Annotated in this window: 10 protein-coding genes and 1 pseudogene; 5 read left to right on the forward strand and 6 right to left on the reverse strand. The window is 38.8% G+C overall.

The window, feature by feature from the left end; genetic code table 11:
• Nucleotides 1–12: 12 nt before the first annotated feature.
• A complete protein-coding gene (locus H2672_RS08275; protein WP_186670837.1) occupies nucleotides 13–3,873 on the reverse strand; it encodes an AAA domain-containing protein in 3,861 nt (1,286 codons plus the stop codon).
• A gap of 361 nt (nucleotides 3,874–4,234) precedes the next feature.
• Nucleotides 4,235–4,459 (reverse strand): hypothetical protein, encoded by a 225-nt coding sequence (locus tag H2672_RS08280; protein ID WP_186670838.1) that lies wholly within the window; start codon nucleotides 4,457–4,459, stop codon nucleotides 4,235–4,237.
• Nucleotides 4,460–4,646: 187 nt separating this feature from the next.
• Here H2672_RS08280 and H2672_RS08285 point away from each other — a divergent pair, with 187 nt between their 5' ends.
• Together H2672_RS08285 and H2672_RS08290 are read left to right on the forward strand one after the other, a co-directional pair.
• Nucleotides 4,647–5,588 (forward strand): urea transporter, encoded by a 942-nt coding sequence (locus H2672_RS08285; RefSeq protein WP_186670839.1) that lies wholly within the window; start codon nucleotides 4,647–4,649, stop codon nucleotides 5,586–5,588.
• A gap of 141 nt (nucleotides 5,589–5,729) precedes the next feature.
• A complete protein-coding gene (locus H2672_RS08290) occupies nucleotides 5,730–6,446 on the forward strand; it encodes a YjjG family noncanonical pyrimidine nucleotidase (RefSeq protein ID WP_186670840.1) in 717 nt (238 codons plus the stop codon).
• 82 nt (nucleotides 6,447–6,528) lie between these two features.
• On the opposite strand, the gene sspL is transcribed toward H2672_RS08290, so the two are convergent.
• The 3 genes from sspL to H2672_RS08305 form a co-directional block, all read right to left on the reverse strand.
• Nucleotides 6,529–6,681 (reverse strand): small, acid-soluble spore protein L, encoded by a 153-nt coding sequence (gene sspL / locus H2672_RS08295; RefSeq protein WP_186670841.1) that lies wholly within the window; start codon nucleotides 6,679–6,681, stop codon nucleotides 6,529–6,531.
• A 109-nt stretch (nucleotides 6,682–6,790) separates the two neighbouring features.
• The gene (locus H2672_RS08300) at nucleotides 6,791–7,495 is read right to left on the reverse strand and encodes a pseudouridine synthase (protein WP_186670842.1); all 705 of its coding nucleotides are present in this window, start codon (nucleotides 7,493–7,495) and stop codon (nucleotides 6,791–6,793) included.
• 293 nt (nucleotides 7,496–7,788) lie between these two features.
• Nucleotides 7,789–9,243, reverse strand: a complete 1,455-nt coding sequence (locus tag H2672_RS08305) for an alanine/glycine:cation symporter family protein (RefSeq protein WP_186670843.1) — start codon at nucleotides 9,241–9,243, stop codon at nucleotides 7,789–7,791.
• Between the two features lie 107 nt (nucleotides 9,244–9,350).
• On the opposite strand from H2672_RS08305, the pseudogene H2672_RS19620 reads away from it, so the two are divergent.
• A pseudogene (locus H2672_RS19620) lies at nucleotides 9,351–9,551 on the forward strand (squalene--hopene cyclase); the annotation flags it as partial.
• Between the two features lie 393 nt (nucleotides 9,552–9,944).
• Here H2672_RS19620 and H2672_RS08310 read toward each other — a convergent pair.
• The gene (locus tag H2672_RS08310) at nucleotides 9,945–13,031 is read right to left on the reverse strand and encodes an efflux RND transporter permease subunit (RefSeq protein ID WP_186670844.1); all 3,087 of its coding nucleotides are present in this window, start codon (nucleotides 13,029–13,031) and stop codon (nucleotides 9,945–9,947) included.
• Between the two features lie 99 nt (nucleotides 13,032–13,130).
• Between H2672_RS08310 and H2672_RS08315 the strand changes: the two genes are divergently transcribed.
• Together H2672_RS08315 and H2672_RS08320 are read left to right on the forward strand one after the other, a co-directional pair.
• Nucleotides 13,131–13,964, forward strand: coding sequence for a TetR/AcrR family transcriptional regulator (locus tag H2672_RS08315; protein ID WP_186670845.1), 834 nt, complete (start codon nucleotides 13,131–13,133; stop codon nucleotides 13,962–13,964).
• A gap of 239 nt (nucleotides 13,965–14,203) precedes the next feature.
• Complete coding sequence (locus H2672_RS08320) at nucleotides 14,204–15,430, forward strand: dicarboxylate/amino acid:cation symporter (RefSeq protein WP_186670846.1); 1,227 nt, start codon at nucleotides 14,204–14,206, stop codon at nucleotides 15,428–15,430.
• The last annotated feature ends 217 nt before the right edge of the window (nucleotides 15,431–15,647 follow it).

Below are 15,647 nucleotides of genomic sequence, written 5' to 3' on the forward strand. Positions count from 1 at the left end.
CCCCCCTATCACTCATACTTTAACAGTTCCTTCAAGATTCCTAAATCCATTTTTCAATTTGACGCTTTCTAAAAGACGTCCGTACATTTCCCTTGAACTTGGATGTTTTGTCCTCATCGTGAACATACCCGAACTCCCCACGATTATGAGCAACTCACGTGCACGTGACAAAGCAACATTTAGACGCCTGTAGTCCTTCGCGAATCCGATGTCACCACCCTTATCCTGGTGATTCCGAACGAAACTTAAAATAATGACGTCCATTTCCATGCCTTGAAACTTGTCCACTGATCCCGTTCTGCAATGCAAATGTTGTGGCAGTAATTCTTGCTGGATCAACCGGTCTACCCTTTTTACCTGTTCACCATAAAAGCTTATTATACCAACACTTTTTTTGTCTTCCTGCTTCATTCTTCCAGCATTCTTCGCCTTTTCAGTTGCCTTATCTAAATCAATCAAAAGGTCTTTAATCATCGTCAATTCAGCTTGATTAAAGCGACTTGTTCCCCCTTTAACCTTCTCCTCGAAATACTTCGGTTCATTCGGCATATCAAACCAAAGAAGATGATCATTTCTTTGCACATAGCGGGATTCAATCAAGTGGTCACGAACAGAATCAGAGTCCGTTAAACCACACTGAAGACCGTAATTTCCTTCTTTGTAAAAAGGCGTAATTGTTTCCATAATACTTTCATGCATACGATACTGGATGGCCAGCATCGTTTTGTTTTGCTTCGGCAATGTTCTAAAAAGACGTTCAAATAATGATTCTTTCAACAGTTTTTCTAGTTCATTCTTTTCTTCATTATTGTCACTTTCCTCAAGCAATTCTTCTAGTGTATCTTGCCCCATTAGTGGCGGTAACTGATGATGATCCCCAACTAAAATAATCTTTTTCCCTTTTAACATTGGCAGTAACAATTCGGGAGGGGTTGCTTTAGAAACCTCATCAATAATGACCACATCGAATGTCGGATACTCCTCCATGAAATCTCGTCTCGCAGACGCGACGCAAGTTGTCCCGATGACATTCGCATGCTGCACATACATTTTCCGAATTTCGTCAAGATCGTAATCATTCGCTTCTATGAGCAGTGTCCTCCACTCTTGTTGGAGTGAATGACTGATAGGTAAACGCTCTTTGTCGATTTTAAGTTTCTTCATACTTTCCGATAAAGCCGTGATAGAAGTTTGCAATTGGAGACGCTGTTCTTCGGGATTCTGGTCCAATAATTCCACCAGGGGCGCTAGTAGTCTCTCCCATTCAAGACGCTCTTCATTTACCAAATCAAGTTCTTCACTTTTTGCTTGAAGCGTAGCTCTAATGTTCTGCAATTTTTGGGCATTAACGTTTACATCGCTGTTTTTAGTATCCCACTCATAGGTATACTGATTAAGCGTCGCCTTCTTATCTATATAATCGGCATAGATCTGTTCTTTTTGCTGCAATTTCATTTTCACTTCACTGAGTGATACTGTTTCATCGACAGTTTCTATCTCTTTTTGAAGTTTTTCAGCTGTTCGCCGGAGGTCATTTAGGGTTGTTTGGTGACTCTCTGCATTGCGCTGCATTGCGCTTCTTTCCTGTTCTATTTCTGTTATGAATTGATGTGTGTGATTGATTATTTCTGTCTTAATATCAGCAAACATTTTTTTGGCATCCAACCTGATTTGATTTTGTTTTTCCAAGTTTCCACGCTGTGTCTGCACATAATTCTTTCTTTCACGTAACATTTCCAAAGCAATGGCTATTTTATCAAGATTGTCATATTTTTGTGCCGAATAATTTCTCGTTTCAAGACTACTTTTAGTCGAAGGATTAATTAAAAACTTTCCAACACGATCAATAAGCCCATGAATATCTTTTACTGAACTATACTTTTGATTCACAGTTCTTTTAACTGCATTTGGAAGAAATCCATGCTCTTTCAACAAATGTTCTATCATCTCAATAGCAGCTAAAAGTCGGTTTTGTAGTTCTTGCCAATCACTGTATTCGTCGCTAGATGTGTCGGATTTAATTGAATCAATTACCTTATTTAGTTCGGTCATTTTCCAATTCATATTGAATGTCGGCACAATTCCAAAAAACTCTAACCGGTTTTTTAATAAATCAATTTTAGTTATTGAATCTAGCTGTTTCACAAACACATAAATAGTATCGATTTTATTACTTTTTAATTCAAGTTCTTTACCAATAATTGCGATAGCATTTTCTGTCTCGTCAATCATTTGTATGGTTTGACGAAAGCTTATGTAATGACGCATTTTCTCTAATTGAGGTCCTATTTTCTCCATTTCATCAATTGTCTCTGGACTTAAGTTTTGTACTTGTATAATTTGCTCAAGTCGATTGATTTCAACGATTAATGCATCGGCTAATAGATTTAAAGCAGCCTCCTTTTCTACTAATTCCTCACGCTCTTTTTTATAAATTACTGCCTTTTTACTGAGCTTCATTATTTCACTAGCAAGGACAAGATGTTGCGCTTCTGCCTCTTCTTTTTGCTTTACTTTTTCATCTAGTGACAGCAATTCAAGTTGAAGTTTTTCCAATCGTATTTTACAACTAGCTAAATCGTCATGAAGTTGCGCTTCTTTTACTGAATTTTCCTGAAGTTGAGTATTCACGGCATCTAACGTTACATTTTTCCAGTTCAATGCAACATTCTCTTCAATAAACTTTTTTCCTTCTTCTTCAATGCTTTCTGTTCGACCATAACGTAAAATCCGAATATCTTGATGTGCTAACAATCTGCCGAGTGCATTGTCCACTGCTAGATTTGCTTGTGAGGCGACAAGTGTACGCAACCCTGCCTTGACATTTTGGTGACATATCTCTGAGATAACCGTCGTCTTTCCAGTCCCTGGTGGCCCCTGAATCACATACAGATCATTTGATGTCATTGCTCCAGTTACAGCTTCTTGTTGGAACTCATTTAACTCGTTATGAAATACAAGTTCTTGCTGTTTTTTCGAAATGCGTACAACGGGCCGCTCCTCAAAAAGAACCTTCTCTAAGTTCGCATTTGCTGCAAGGCCGTCTTGAAGATCCTTAAAACCTTTCCTTAGTCTTTTTACTTGGCTAAGTTCGGCAAAGTTACTGAACACGACTTCCTTAAAAGATTTAGGCTGCCATTCATTCCGCCTTGCCATCTCTTTATAATTCCGACTCAGTTCAATTTCAACAATGTTCTTAGACCTATTCGTATTTACAACACTACCAATATCATTTTGGAGCCCTTTCATCTTGACACTAAAACCCTTTATAGCATTCCATTCATTTCCTTTTAATCCACTGCAAACAATACTTAGTTTACTGAAATCTTCATTAAAACTGGCCATTGAAAAAGCCGCAGTCAAATCTGCGACATCCGCATTGCTTTCTTGTATACGTAAATAACCTTCCCAGCTGGCAATTCTCTTCTTCACATACTCAGAGCGTTCTTGTGCAACCGGCAATTCCCGGATGCTTGTGTACAATCCTATAGGCATCGCAACGCCAGTGCTACGGCCTACAAGAAACTTTAACCGTACAGGAAGACGTCTATTCGTCTGTACGGGCTCCCTGCGTCCCCTTACGTGAAACCCAGTTGCTAGAAAACCATCATTTTGATAAACACATTCCATTACGGCTACTCTGTCGTTTAAACGTTTAGCTAAGACTTCATTCGAGCCATTATCGAAGAAAAGCGAAAATGACATATTTCCTTGTTTATTAGTTGGACGTTTTTCAATATGTACATCGAAGGCAACCTGCATCGAAAAAAAGGCGTGCTCATCCTTGGACCATTTCATGAGTTCTTTGCGTGCGTTAGCCGTAATTTCAAGCCCACATCGCATTGCCGCATTTATGGTTGATTTATGTCCCATTAAGCATGCCTTCCTTCCGTAAATTTGGTCTATCCTTAAGTATGACACTATATTCAGGAAAAATGTATACAAACAATCAATTGGTTCAATTACTAATAAGAGTTGAAAATTATCCTAATTTTAAGGGATCGCATTTCAAGCCCTATATTCGGACAATCAAAAACTGATTGCTCCATATTCGGAGACAATCAGTCATAGGTTTTTCAATCTTATAATGAAAACATGGATATTGCACCTAAAAGCTCTTGAATACGTTCAACTTTTGTCTTAAAACATGATGCCACTATTTCCAGGAATTTTGTATTCAATCTTTAATTCCTTTGTTGAATATAATATCTTCTATCTATACGAATTACTATTCTTATCGAATGTCGTTATTCGATAAGAATAGTAATTCGTTAGTCGATTTTCCGATTTCCAAAGTCAGTTTTCCATCATTGACATCATACGATGATGAAACGATTTCTATACTAGATTCATTCACAAGGTGTTCAGCAACCTCTATGTTCCCAAGGTTCAACATAGCCGCGACAATTATAAACAATATCCCTATGGCAATTAGAACTTTTTTCTCTGATAATTTCATTAGTCACTCCTAAATGAACTTTTATTTACAAAATAATATTTTACACTTTATTTTGTATAAGTAAAGCCTTTTTTATGGTACTATACTTAAATAGTATCAATAGGGTACTTTATTTCGCTTATTTTCGCGTTCTCTGGACAATTAGTTTTGATCTCACAAACGCAAATAATACACAGGAGATGTCCAAATGCAGAAAATTAACACTAACCCCACTCTTCTTAATAAGTTTAAATTACTTATTCCGTCGTCATTAAAGGGATTTTCACAAGTTATTCTAGTTGATAATGCTTTTTCAGGATTTCTCATCCTAACTGGCATTACACTTTATTCTCCATTTCTTGGCCTAATGGCTTTTCTTTCTTCTTTAGTCGGAACGATTACCGCGCAGTATTGCGGTGGGGATCGTTCATTGATTCGTGCCGGAATTTATAGCTTCAATTCTGTTCTAAGTGGAATGGCCGTTATTCTTTTTTTAACTGGGGGTAATCGCTGGCTGATTGCCTTGATTGCCGCCGCTATTGCCGCATTAGTAATGGTTGTACTTACGAAAAAGATTGTTAAATGGGGAATCCCTATACTAACGGTGCCATTCGTTTTTATTACGTGGATTGGGCTACTCGTTACTTATCGAACCGATGTGCTTCATATGGATCCAGGTTTCGTTATAAGCTCCCCCGCACGCTGGAATTTGCAAACGGAGGGGACACCGACTTTATTAGTTGGATTGATAAAAGGAATCGGCGAAGTCTTCATCATTGACTCTCTTTTGACAGGGTCACTAATTCTTGTCGGACTTTTCTTAGCGGGATGGCGATTCGGGGTTTATGCAATTGTTGGTACTTTTGTATCCTGGTTGGCTGCTTATTTTATGGGTGTCGATGCACAATCTTTGAATTTAGGATTGTATAATTACAACGCCGTTTTGACAATTATAGCCGTAAGTCTCGTATTTGATAATAAACCCGAAAAAACGCCGCTGACTGGGATACTAGCTGCTACATTGACAGTTCCGGTTACTGCAGGATTAGAGTTCCTTCTTAATCCACTAGGGCTTCCTGCGCTAACGTTCCCTTTCATCGTATGTACTTGGCTATTTATAGCTGCAAGAAAGATTTTTCCGAAAATCTAAAAAAGTGCGTCTGCAGAAGTACTCCTTATGCAGGCGCGCTTTTTACTGTCTACAAACAGTTCTATGTGGGAATTAAAAGTGTAAATCATGTTATACTGGCATCACAATAAATAATTACTGCTTGTAAAGGATGAAATGTTTGTGAAATATGATGTGTTTTTGTTTGATTTAGATGATACATTGTTTGATTTTGGTGAAACGGAAAAACGTGCGTTCGCTTATACATTCGAGTCAAATGGCTTTTTGAATGGGTTGAAGGACTACAGGGCTAGTTACAAGACAATCAGCAAGGTGCTGTGGGATGATTTGGAACAAGGGCGCATTACATTGACGGAGTTGAAAACGGAAAGATTTAAGCGATTGTTCATGCAACACGGTCTCGAAATGGACGCGGAAGTATTTGGGCAGACTTATCTTAAAAACTTAGGCAAAGAAGTCCATCTCATTGGCGGTGTGACGGAAATGCTTAGTAGCCTTACGGGTTCCAAATTGGCGATATTGACTAACGGATTTAAAGATGTACAGTTGGCCCGAATTGGTGGATCAGTGTTGAAAAATTCGTTTGAAGCTATCATTACATCTGAAGAAGCAGGTTACCAAAAACCGCAAGCAGAGATTTTCGAGTATACCTTCAATAAATTGCAACTAACAAACAAGTCCCGTGTTCTAATGATTGGGGATTCACTTTCATCTGATATTCAAGGTGGCAATAACTTCGGAATCGATACTTGTTGGTTCAATCCGCAACAAGAGATAAACTCAACAACTGCAATTCCTACATATGAAATTCAGAACTGGAGTGAATTCAATTTCATTGGAGAATCTGGATGGACCAGAATCGGTGAAAAATCCCTTTAAGTAAAAATGCAAAATGCCCTGGCTCTTGTATCAAGGCAGGGCATTTCTATTTATTTATTCCAATGAGTTAAGCACCTAAAGTCTATTTTGTGTTTTTCTTTTTTGCTGCTTCTTCCAGTTTACTTTTTGGCTCTTCAGCAAATTCCGTATCTCCATAACCTTGAGGCGTTACACTTGTCGCTTTCTTCCCTTTGTCGTTATTACTATCACTATTGGCATCTCTGTTTTTCGGCATTATTTCTTTCACCTCCGTTTAGACATCACATCAATTTTTAGTTCAAATTGTAGTATGTCCAAAAGGATTAGTTACACTCCCGTAACTATTTAAGTTTTCTGCTCCAGAGTCATTTATAGAATTTCAACCCAGCTATTTCTTCTTCTGTTAATTGTCGCCATTGACCAAGAGCTAACGCACCAAGCGGGAGTTCTTTGATCCTAACCCGTTGTAAACAAGTTACCGTAAATTGATACCGTCTGCACATTCTTCTAATTTGCCTGTTCAACCCTTGTGACAAGGTAATTTTAAAACAATTGTCATCTATTTGAATAACTTTACACGGCTTTGTTAATACATTCCCCTTTTTTCTAGGGTTATAAATTTCCACGCCACTAGCCATTTCCTCTATAAAAACCGCAGTGATTTTTTTATCCACCGTTACAACATAGTCTTTTTCATGATTATTTTCTTCCAGTAAAAGCTCATTGACAATACTACCATCATTCGTCAAAAGAATTAATCCTTCAGATTGCTTATCAAGCCGTCCTACAGGGAAAATCCGCTCCGGGTAATTGACGAAATCGATAATATTCCCTTCAATATGGCTTGCTGCCGTACACGTTATACCTGGCGGTTTATTGAGCATAAGATATATTTCATTTTCTTTCGCTTCTATAAGAAGCCCATCCACTTCCACCCTATCTCCTTCACCAATCACATGCCCTAGTGAAATAGTATTTCCATTCACAGTCACTTTTCCCTCTTTAATCAACACATCGACCTTCCGTCTAGAACAAAGTCCCGATGAACTAATAAATTGATTCAACCTCACGCTTTTCCCTCCATTTATATCGCAAATAATCAGTTTCCTCCTGATTACATGCAATTGTACAAAATTAGCTATTGACCTATTTTAGCACAACCGATTCATCCGAATTAATTCACAAATAGTAAGACTGCCCGCAAGATTTGAAGAGGAACAATCCGCCCATAAAGTATATATGCATAAAAAAATAATCAGCCATTTACATACATGGCTGATTTCACTACATTTCTAGAATCAGTTACTCTTCACTTTTGTGTACTTTTATATACTAAGAACAGACTTTGATGTTAAGCCTAGTATCATAAACGATCATCTGAATCTTGCTTAAAGTCATTTTCCCAAAAATCAGCATTTTTAATGCCGAGCTTCTTGGGATCAAAAACAGGATCTAGCCCCAATTTCTTCTGACTTTCATAATCTTTTAAGGCAAGCAGCGCCGGTTTGGTCAATAGTAAGATTGCAATGACGTTCAGCCATACCATAATACCCAACCCTGCATCTCCAAGTGCCCAGGCCAAGTCCGCGGTTCTGATTGTTCCATAAAACGTCATTATTAAAATAACGATTTTCAAAATAAACATTGCCGTTTTCGTATTCTTTTTTCGGATTAAATATGCTATGTTCGTTTCTGCAATATAATAGTAAGCCATGATTGTTGTAAATGCGAAGAAAAAGAGTGCTATGGCTACAAAGCCTGCTCCAAAACCAGGAAGGGCACTGTCAACTGCTGCCTGTGTAAATCCTGGACCCTGTTCTACACCAGGGATGTTATTGACGATATAAGTTCCATCCTCTGCTTGTGTGTTATACATCCCCGTAAACAGGATCATAAATGCTGTCGCTGAACAGACGAACAATGTGTCAATGTAGACGGAAAATGACTGAACCAAACCTTGTTTGACAGGATGGGATACTTCTGCCGCCGCGGCCGCATGAGCTCCAGTTCCCTGCCCTGCTTCGTTCGAAAATATTCCCCTCTTCACGCCCCACATAATCGCCATACCAATAATACCGCCAAAAGCCGAATCCATTGCAAATGCACTTTTAAAAATCAACGTAAAGACTTCAGGTAAGAGGGTGATATTCATTGCGATGATTACGAGTGCAACCAACATGTATCCTATCGCCATGAACGGAACGATAATTTGTGCAACGTTCGCAATTCGCTTGACTCCACCTAAAATGATGAAACCTAATATAGCTACAATTAACAGCCCTGTTCCCCATTGAGGAATACTAAATGCGTTATTCATCCCAACCGCAATCGAATTGGATTGGACACCCGGCATGAGGACCGCCATTGCAATCAGAGCTGCAATTGCAAATAGAGTTCCAAACCACTTCCAACCAATCCCTTTCTCAATAAAATAAGCTGGACCACCTCGATATTGTCCATCTTGTTTAACTTTATAAATTTGTGCTAGTGTTGATTCAACAAATGCACTTGAGGCACCAATAAAAGCAATTGCCCACATCCAAAATACAGCACCTGGTCCTCCGTAATAAATTGCCGTTGCCACACCCGCGATATTTCCAGTCCCAACCCGTCCGGAAAGTGCAATAGATAACGCCTGGAAAGAAGAAATACCTGCTTTTGAGCTTTTCCCCTTAAACATCAATCTGACCATCTCTTTAATGTGTCTCACCTGCAAAAAGCGTGTCAATATAGAAAAAAACAAACCAACTGCAAGTAAAATATAGATGACTGGCGCACTCCATAAAATACCATTTAGACCATTTACAAAAGCCTCCACTAAACTCGCCTCCATCTTTTTAGAATCTTCAGACACATAACGTTTTTTGATTATATGATAGAATTTCAATTTGTAGACGAGTTCTATTCGATTTTGAATAAGTAATTATCCAAAAAGACGTGAAATGGTTACTTGAAATTCAAAATCCTGACGGCGGCTGGGGAAAACCTTATAAAAGTGATATCGCTTCCAAGTATTATCCGGTTGGGCAGGCAATGGGTGGCGGTTTCTACATTCATTACCATAGCTATCAATATATCTTTCCTTTGCTTGCGCTAGCCCATTATAAAAGGAAGTATCAAGGATAACTGTAAAACCGCATGCGCAAATTACCGCCTCATCTCAAAAAATTGTTGCTTGTCTATTTTTTCACTGAATATGTTTCATACCTCATCAATAAACTTGAAGTACTAACTAATTGAAGGGATGGAGAATTGAAGCGAGTACTAGTATTTGGTGCGACTATTATAACCGGCATTATCTTTGGGATCATCGCTACCTATATCATGAAGTGAGTCATATATGATTGTAAACGGAAACTCCGGTGCCATTTTGATTAGGCATAGACTTTTCAGTGATCACTTCATAAACTTAGCTTACTTTCATTGTACTTATTTTGTTTTTGCATAATATGAGTTGCATCCATTAACAAAAACGACCTCATCTATAAATCGATGAGGTCGTTTTTGTTAGATAGATAATTAGTCTTCTTCTATTTCTTTACGATTTTTCTTGAAAAGCTTGGATAATAGTTCATAAGCGATTGGTACGACAATCAATGTCAACAACGTTGAACTGATTAATCCACCGATTACGGTAATACCAAGACCTTTGGAGATCAAACCGCCACCGCCGCCTGATCCAATTGCTAATGGAATTAGCGCTCCGATTGTAGCAATCGCAGTCATGAGGATTGGACGTAAACGCGTTATACCTGCTTCAAGAACCGCTTCACGCATGTTCAAACCTGCGCGTTCCATTCGAATAATACGGTCAACAAGTACAATCGCGTTCGTGACAACGATACCGATTAACATTAATAGACCCATCATAACAGACACAGAGATTGTTTCACCCGCGATTAATAAACCAACAAATGAACCAATGACTGCAAATGGTAACGAGACAAGAATCGCAAATGGTGCGACACCCTCACGGAACGTTACAACCAGGATGAAGTAGACGATTGCGATTGCCGCAAGCATTGCCACAATTAGTTGTGTAAATGTTTCCGTCATATCTGCAGCTACACCCGCAGTGCCCACCGTAACACCTTTAGGTAAATCTAATTTATCAATTGCTTTATCTACTTCTGATGTTGCTTTTGAAATATCCGTATCAATGATTGTGCCTGATACCGTTGCGAAATATTCACCTTGGCTTCGAGCAAGTGCATTTAGCGTTGTCCCCTTCTCAACTGTTACAAGCTCAGAAAGTTTCATTGTCGTACCGAGTGCTGTCGGTACTTCTGTTGCTAAAAGATCCTCGATTGATTTTGGTTGTACAGCTTCTTCTTGCTGCACAATCACTTCTAATGTATTTTTATCTTTTTCAACCGTTGTTAATACATCGTTTGTTCGCATCGGGTTTAGCATCATGACGATTTGCCCCGTTGTTAACCCATACTGCAGTAATTCATCTTGCTCTACCTTGAATTTGTATTCAACGTAAGCATCTTTTGCACTTGAAGAAACATCTTCTAAGCGATTGTTTTCATTCATAACGCCTTCTACCATTTTTACAGCTTCATTTAGTTTATCTAGATTTTCACTGTAGAATGTGTAGCTAACTCCATCCGTAGACATTGACATTGAAGTGAAGTTTTGGCTCTTCCATTCGCCTGTTTGACCAATGTTGAACACATAGTCTTCAATTTCTGTGCGAGCTTCCGCAAAGTTCTTCATATTCGGGTCAAAGATTAGGTACATCAAAGCGCCACCTGATCCTCCGCCCATCATCGCAGACATTGCATCCCCGGTCTCAGTAACAGATAATTGAACAATATCAATATCATCATGTTTTAATAGCTCTTGTTCTACAACTTCAATATTTTCTAACGTATCTTCCAATAGCTCGCCTGTTTCCGGCGTGTACGTTAAGTACATTACTTTTTCTTCTTCACTACCCATAAAGCTAAAACCAATTAATGGCGTTAATGCCACACTACCCGCTAATAGTAAAACAGCGATAAGTGAAGTAATGACTTTATGGTTTAATGTCCAGCCCAGAACACCTTTGTACCATAAAGCTAATTTACCAACCTCTTTATGGCGGCTTTCTGTCTTCTCACTGTATAACTTCTTCTTAAATAAGAAGTGAGATAATGCAGGCACAATTGTAATCGCTACTAGTAACGAAGCAACAAGCGCAAACGTCATTGTTAATGCAAATGGCATGAATAGCTCACCGACCATACCACCCACGAAAATAAGTGGCGCAAATACTGCAACTGTCACTAATGTTGAAGACATGATTGGTTTGAACATTTCAATTGTCGCTTCACGTACAAGCGCCCGACCTGATAATTTTTCTGTTTTTAAATGTAGACGACGATAAATATTTTCAACGACGACAATCGAGTCATCGATTACACGTCCGATGGCAACCGTAATCGCACCAAGCGTCATGATATTTAACGTAATCCCCATCCAGTTCAGTAACAGTAAAGCCATGAAAATCGAAACTGGAATAGAAATGATTGAAATAATTGTTGATTTAAAATCACGCAGGAAGAGAAGAATGATTAATATAGCGATCATACCACCAAATAACGCTTTTTCAATCATCGTTGAAACTGATGCTTCAATTGGCGCACCTTGGTCAAGTGATACATCAATGACTAGACCGTCAATTGTTTTCTGTTCTTCTTTAATTAACTTCTTCACAGCGTTAACAACATCAACCGTGTTTGCTTGTTGACCTTTAATAATTTGAATGGCAATGGCATTTTCACCGTTTGTACGTGAAACCGACTGCACTCTACCTACGAACTCAATTGTAGCAATATCGCTAAGCTTCACAAATGGTGTTGAGTTTGTTGCAGATGGTGTTACAGGAATAAGCATTCCCTTTAATTCATCAGCTGTCATGAACTTTCCATCTACTGAAACAGCTTGCTCGCCTTCTTCAAACTCGTAAAGACCCAGTGACACAGCTAGATCACTTGCTTGGATCATTTGCTTAACTGTATCTGGCGTAATGCCCAGTTCAGCCATTTTTTTATCGTTATACGTCAGTTGTACTTCTTCAATATGCTGACCTGTAATCGCTGCAGATGCAATGCCATTGATTTTCTCGATTTTAGGAAGTAGTATTTCCTCTACCGTTGACGTTAATTCAACAATATCCTCTGTCTGACTACTAACACTTAGTGCGACAACCGGCATCATGTTCATGCTAATTGCTGTAATCGTTGGGGCTTGTGCTCCTTCTGGTAAAGCCACTGTATCTAGTGCGGATGTTAATGCACGCTTCGCCTCATCCATGTCTATGCCATATTCGTATTCCACTTGAATACTTGACATATTAGAATAGGAATTTGAAAAAACGGCTTTCACATGTTCAAGATTGTCTACCGCTTTCTCTAATGGAATGGAAACATCTTTCATCACTTGCTCTGGAGTAGCTCCCGGATAGACGCCCATTACCATTAAGTAAGGAATTGAAATATCTGGCAGCGTCTCCGTTTTCATTTGTGTACTTGAATATATACCAGATACAACAATGATAATAGTTAGCAACCATACTGCTAATTTATTCTTCAAGACAAAATTGACTAAACCTTTCATTCTTACACCATCCCCTAATTGACTTTACCAACTCAAATATTTATACTAATGACTAACTAGTCAGTTGTCAACGAAAAACCTTAGGAGCGATAAATCATAATGATAAAAAAACAACTAATCATGGATAAGGCCTTAGAACTTTTTGCGGAACAGGGCTTCGAAGCTACCTCTGTACAACAGATAACAGCACATTGTGGTATTTCTAAAGGCGCCTTCTACCTATCATTCAAGTCAAAGGACGAATTGATTTTAGCATTGATTGATCATTTCATGACCCAATTTATCACCAACATTGACTATGAGGTCAAAAACACAAAAAATGATGGAGATTTGTTATACAAATTTTATTACACCATTTTCGATTCTTTTCATAAGCACTCTGACTTCGGCAAAATCCTTATTAAAGAACAAATGCAATCCTTTAACGAGGAATTCATCTTAAAAATTCTCGCCTATGATCAATTGATGGAAAAAGTAATCTTATCGATGGTAGAACGATTATACGGTGAAAAGATTGAACAGATAAAGTACGATTTAATTTACTGCATTAAGGGTTTCATGAAAACCTATTCAGAGTTATTTTTATTCCACAACCTGCCATTAGATTTAAATTTACTCGCCGAGTCGCTAGTGGAGAAAACGAATTTACTTGCCAAACATATTACCATCCCTTTTATTTCAACTGAGTTGGTTCAACTGTTTAAACAACCAACGCAGAAGGAAGTAACGAAGGAGCAAATCCTAGACATCATTGAACAGTGTATAGAAGAAATTGCGGAGTCTATTGAAAAGGAATCGTTAATCCTGCTGAAGCAACAGCTACTTGAACCGACTTTAAGTCCTGTTCTTGTAAAAGGGTTACTCGAAAACATTCGAACTCACCCTCATTGTAAATGGGTGGCTTATTTACTTCGTAATTATTTTGGGTTTTAGAGGTAAGGAAAAAAGTTCACAAGTACAGCATTCAAGGGATCGTCATAATCACTTCCTCAGCCCTCCAACTGAAGTGGGATTGTCGACACTGGGTTGCATTCCGAGGAGAAAAGGTATTTCTCTTTTAACTTTTGGTGCCTTGTTCTGATACGATTCCAAATCGTGTTAGTACCGGGTACCTTTTTGTATGTTAACATATAGAGTACGCTAAAAAACTTTTAAGATAAGGTGATGAAACAATGAAATCATTATGGGAAATATATATAAAAATTCCGTTTGTCGTGAAAATAACTACCGGTTTTATTCTCGGTGCGATTGTAGGCATCGTTTTCGGAACAAACGTTGGATTTCTTAGTCCATTTGGTACCTTGCTCTTAAATCTATTAAGCTTGGTAGCCCTTCCAGTCATTTTCCTGACAGTTGTCTTAGCTGTGAACCAAATGAACGTTACACAGCTGGGTCGGATTGGCGGAAAACTGATCATTTATTATACAGCAACTACAGCTGCTGCTGTTTTGATTGGACTATCACTGGCGTTATGGTTTGCTCCTGGTAAAAACATGACTTTGCCTAATGTCACTGTCGACAAACCGGTAATGCCCCACTTTTCCGATGTTTTACTACAAATCGTGCCCAAGAATATTTTTGCCGCCTTCACTACTGGCGATTTGATGGCCATCTTATTTGTAGCAGTCATTATCGGGATGGCAATTTCAATGATGAAATTCTCTCCGGATAAACCAATGACGGAATATGGAGAGATGCTAGACAAGATGTTTACTGCACTTAACATCATGTTTTACAAAATTTTGAGTGGCGTCTTGTTATATGCACCCATCGGTATTTTCGCCATCAGTGCTACTGCATTCGGCAGTCAAGGCTTAGAGACCTTTAAAGCACTGCTAACATTTACAGCGATTTTCTATTTAGGACTACTAATTCTGTGGGTATTCGTCTATACGGCCTTTTTGAAGTTATCCGGTACACCCATCGTCAATTTTTTCAAACAGACAAAGGATGCATACACGACCGCCTTTTTTACATCCAGTAGTATTGCCTCTCTTCCGATCGCAATCAATGCGGCAAAGAAAGCAGGTATTTCAGACAAGACAGCAAATTTCGCACTTCCTTTAGGCGCCGTGTTCAACTCTGACGGTGGAGCGCTCCGGATGGGTGTGTCTATTGTCTTTGCTGCAAACATTACAAACCTGAATCTTTCCGTTTCAGATCTTTTCATGATCATCGTAATAGGTACACTCCTGTCAATTGGTACAGCAGGTGTTCCCGGGGCGGGTTTAATCACTTTATCAGCCGTCCTGACGATGTTTGGATTACCTCTTGAAATTGTTGCATTAATTGCTGGGGTGGACGCCATTATCGGTATGGGTGGAACTGCGACCAATGTCGTAGGAGACATTGTCGGTGCCGCCGTAGTAGATCGTACAGAACGTAAGAAAACTGCCTAAAAAATTACCTATTGGAACTTAGTGATGCCCAGGAATGAACTACTAATTCCTGGGTCTTTCCTTGTTTTCCACGCTGGATTCCATCTATATCCCCTTACCTTTTTCAGGTAGGTGGTTCTCGTACGTAAGCTTTAATAGGGCAGAATATGCATAAGGGACACTATTTTTGAAAAGAAAGTAAATAAAGTTTATAGGCTCTTTTATTAAGCCCATAAAC

It is taken from the genome of Sporosarcina sp. BP05, from assembly GCF_014282005.1.
GTDB lineage: Bacteria > Bacillota > Bacilli > Bacillales_A > Planococcaceae > Sporosarcina.

Bases quoted from the DNA above. Each gene is read 5' to 3' on its own strand.
- H2672_RS08275 (WP_186670837.1), bottom strand. From the start codon at position 3,873: ATGGGACATAAATCAACCATAAATGCGGCAATGCGATGTGGGCTTGAA.
- H2672_RS08280 (WP_186670838.1), bottom strand. From the start codon at position 4,459: ATGAAATTATCAGAGAAAAAAGTTCTAATTGCCATAGGGATATTGTTT.
- H2672_RS08285 (WP_186670839.1), top strand. From the start codon at position 4,647: ATGCAGAAAATTAACACTAACCCCACTCTTCTTAATAAGTTTAAATTA.
- sspL (WP_186670841.1), bottom strand. From the start codon at position 6,681: ATGCCGAAAAACAGAGATGCCAATAGTGATAGTAATAACGACAAAGGG.
- H2672_RS08310 (WP_186670844.1), bottom strand. From the start codon at position 13,031: ATGAAAGGTTTAGTCAATTTTGTCTTGAAGAATAAATTAGCAGTATGG.
- H2672_RS08315 (WP_186670845.1), top strand. From the start codon at position 13,131: ATGATAAAAAAACAACTAATCATGGATAAGGCCTTAGAACTTTTTGCG.
- H2672_RS08320 (WP_186670846.1), top strand. From the start codon at position 14,204: ATGAAATCATTATGGGAAATATATATAAAAATTCCGTTTGTCGTGAAA.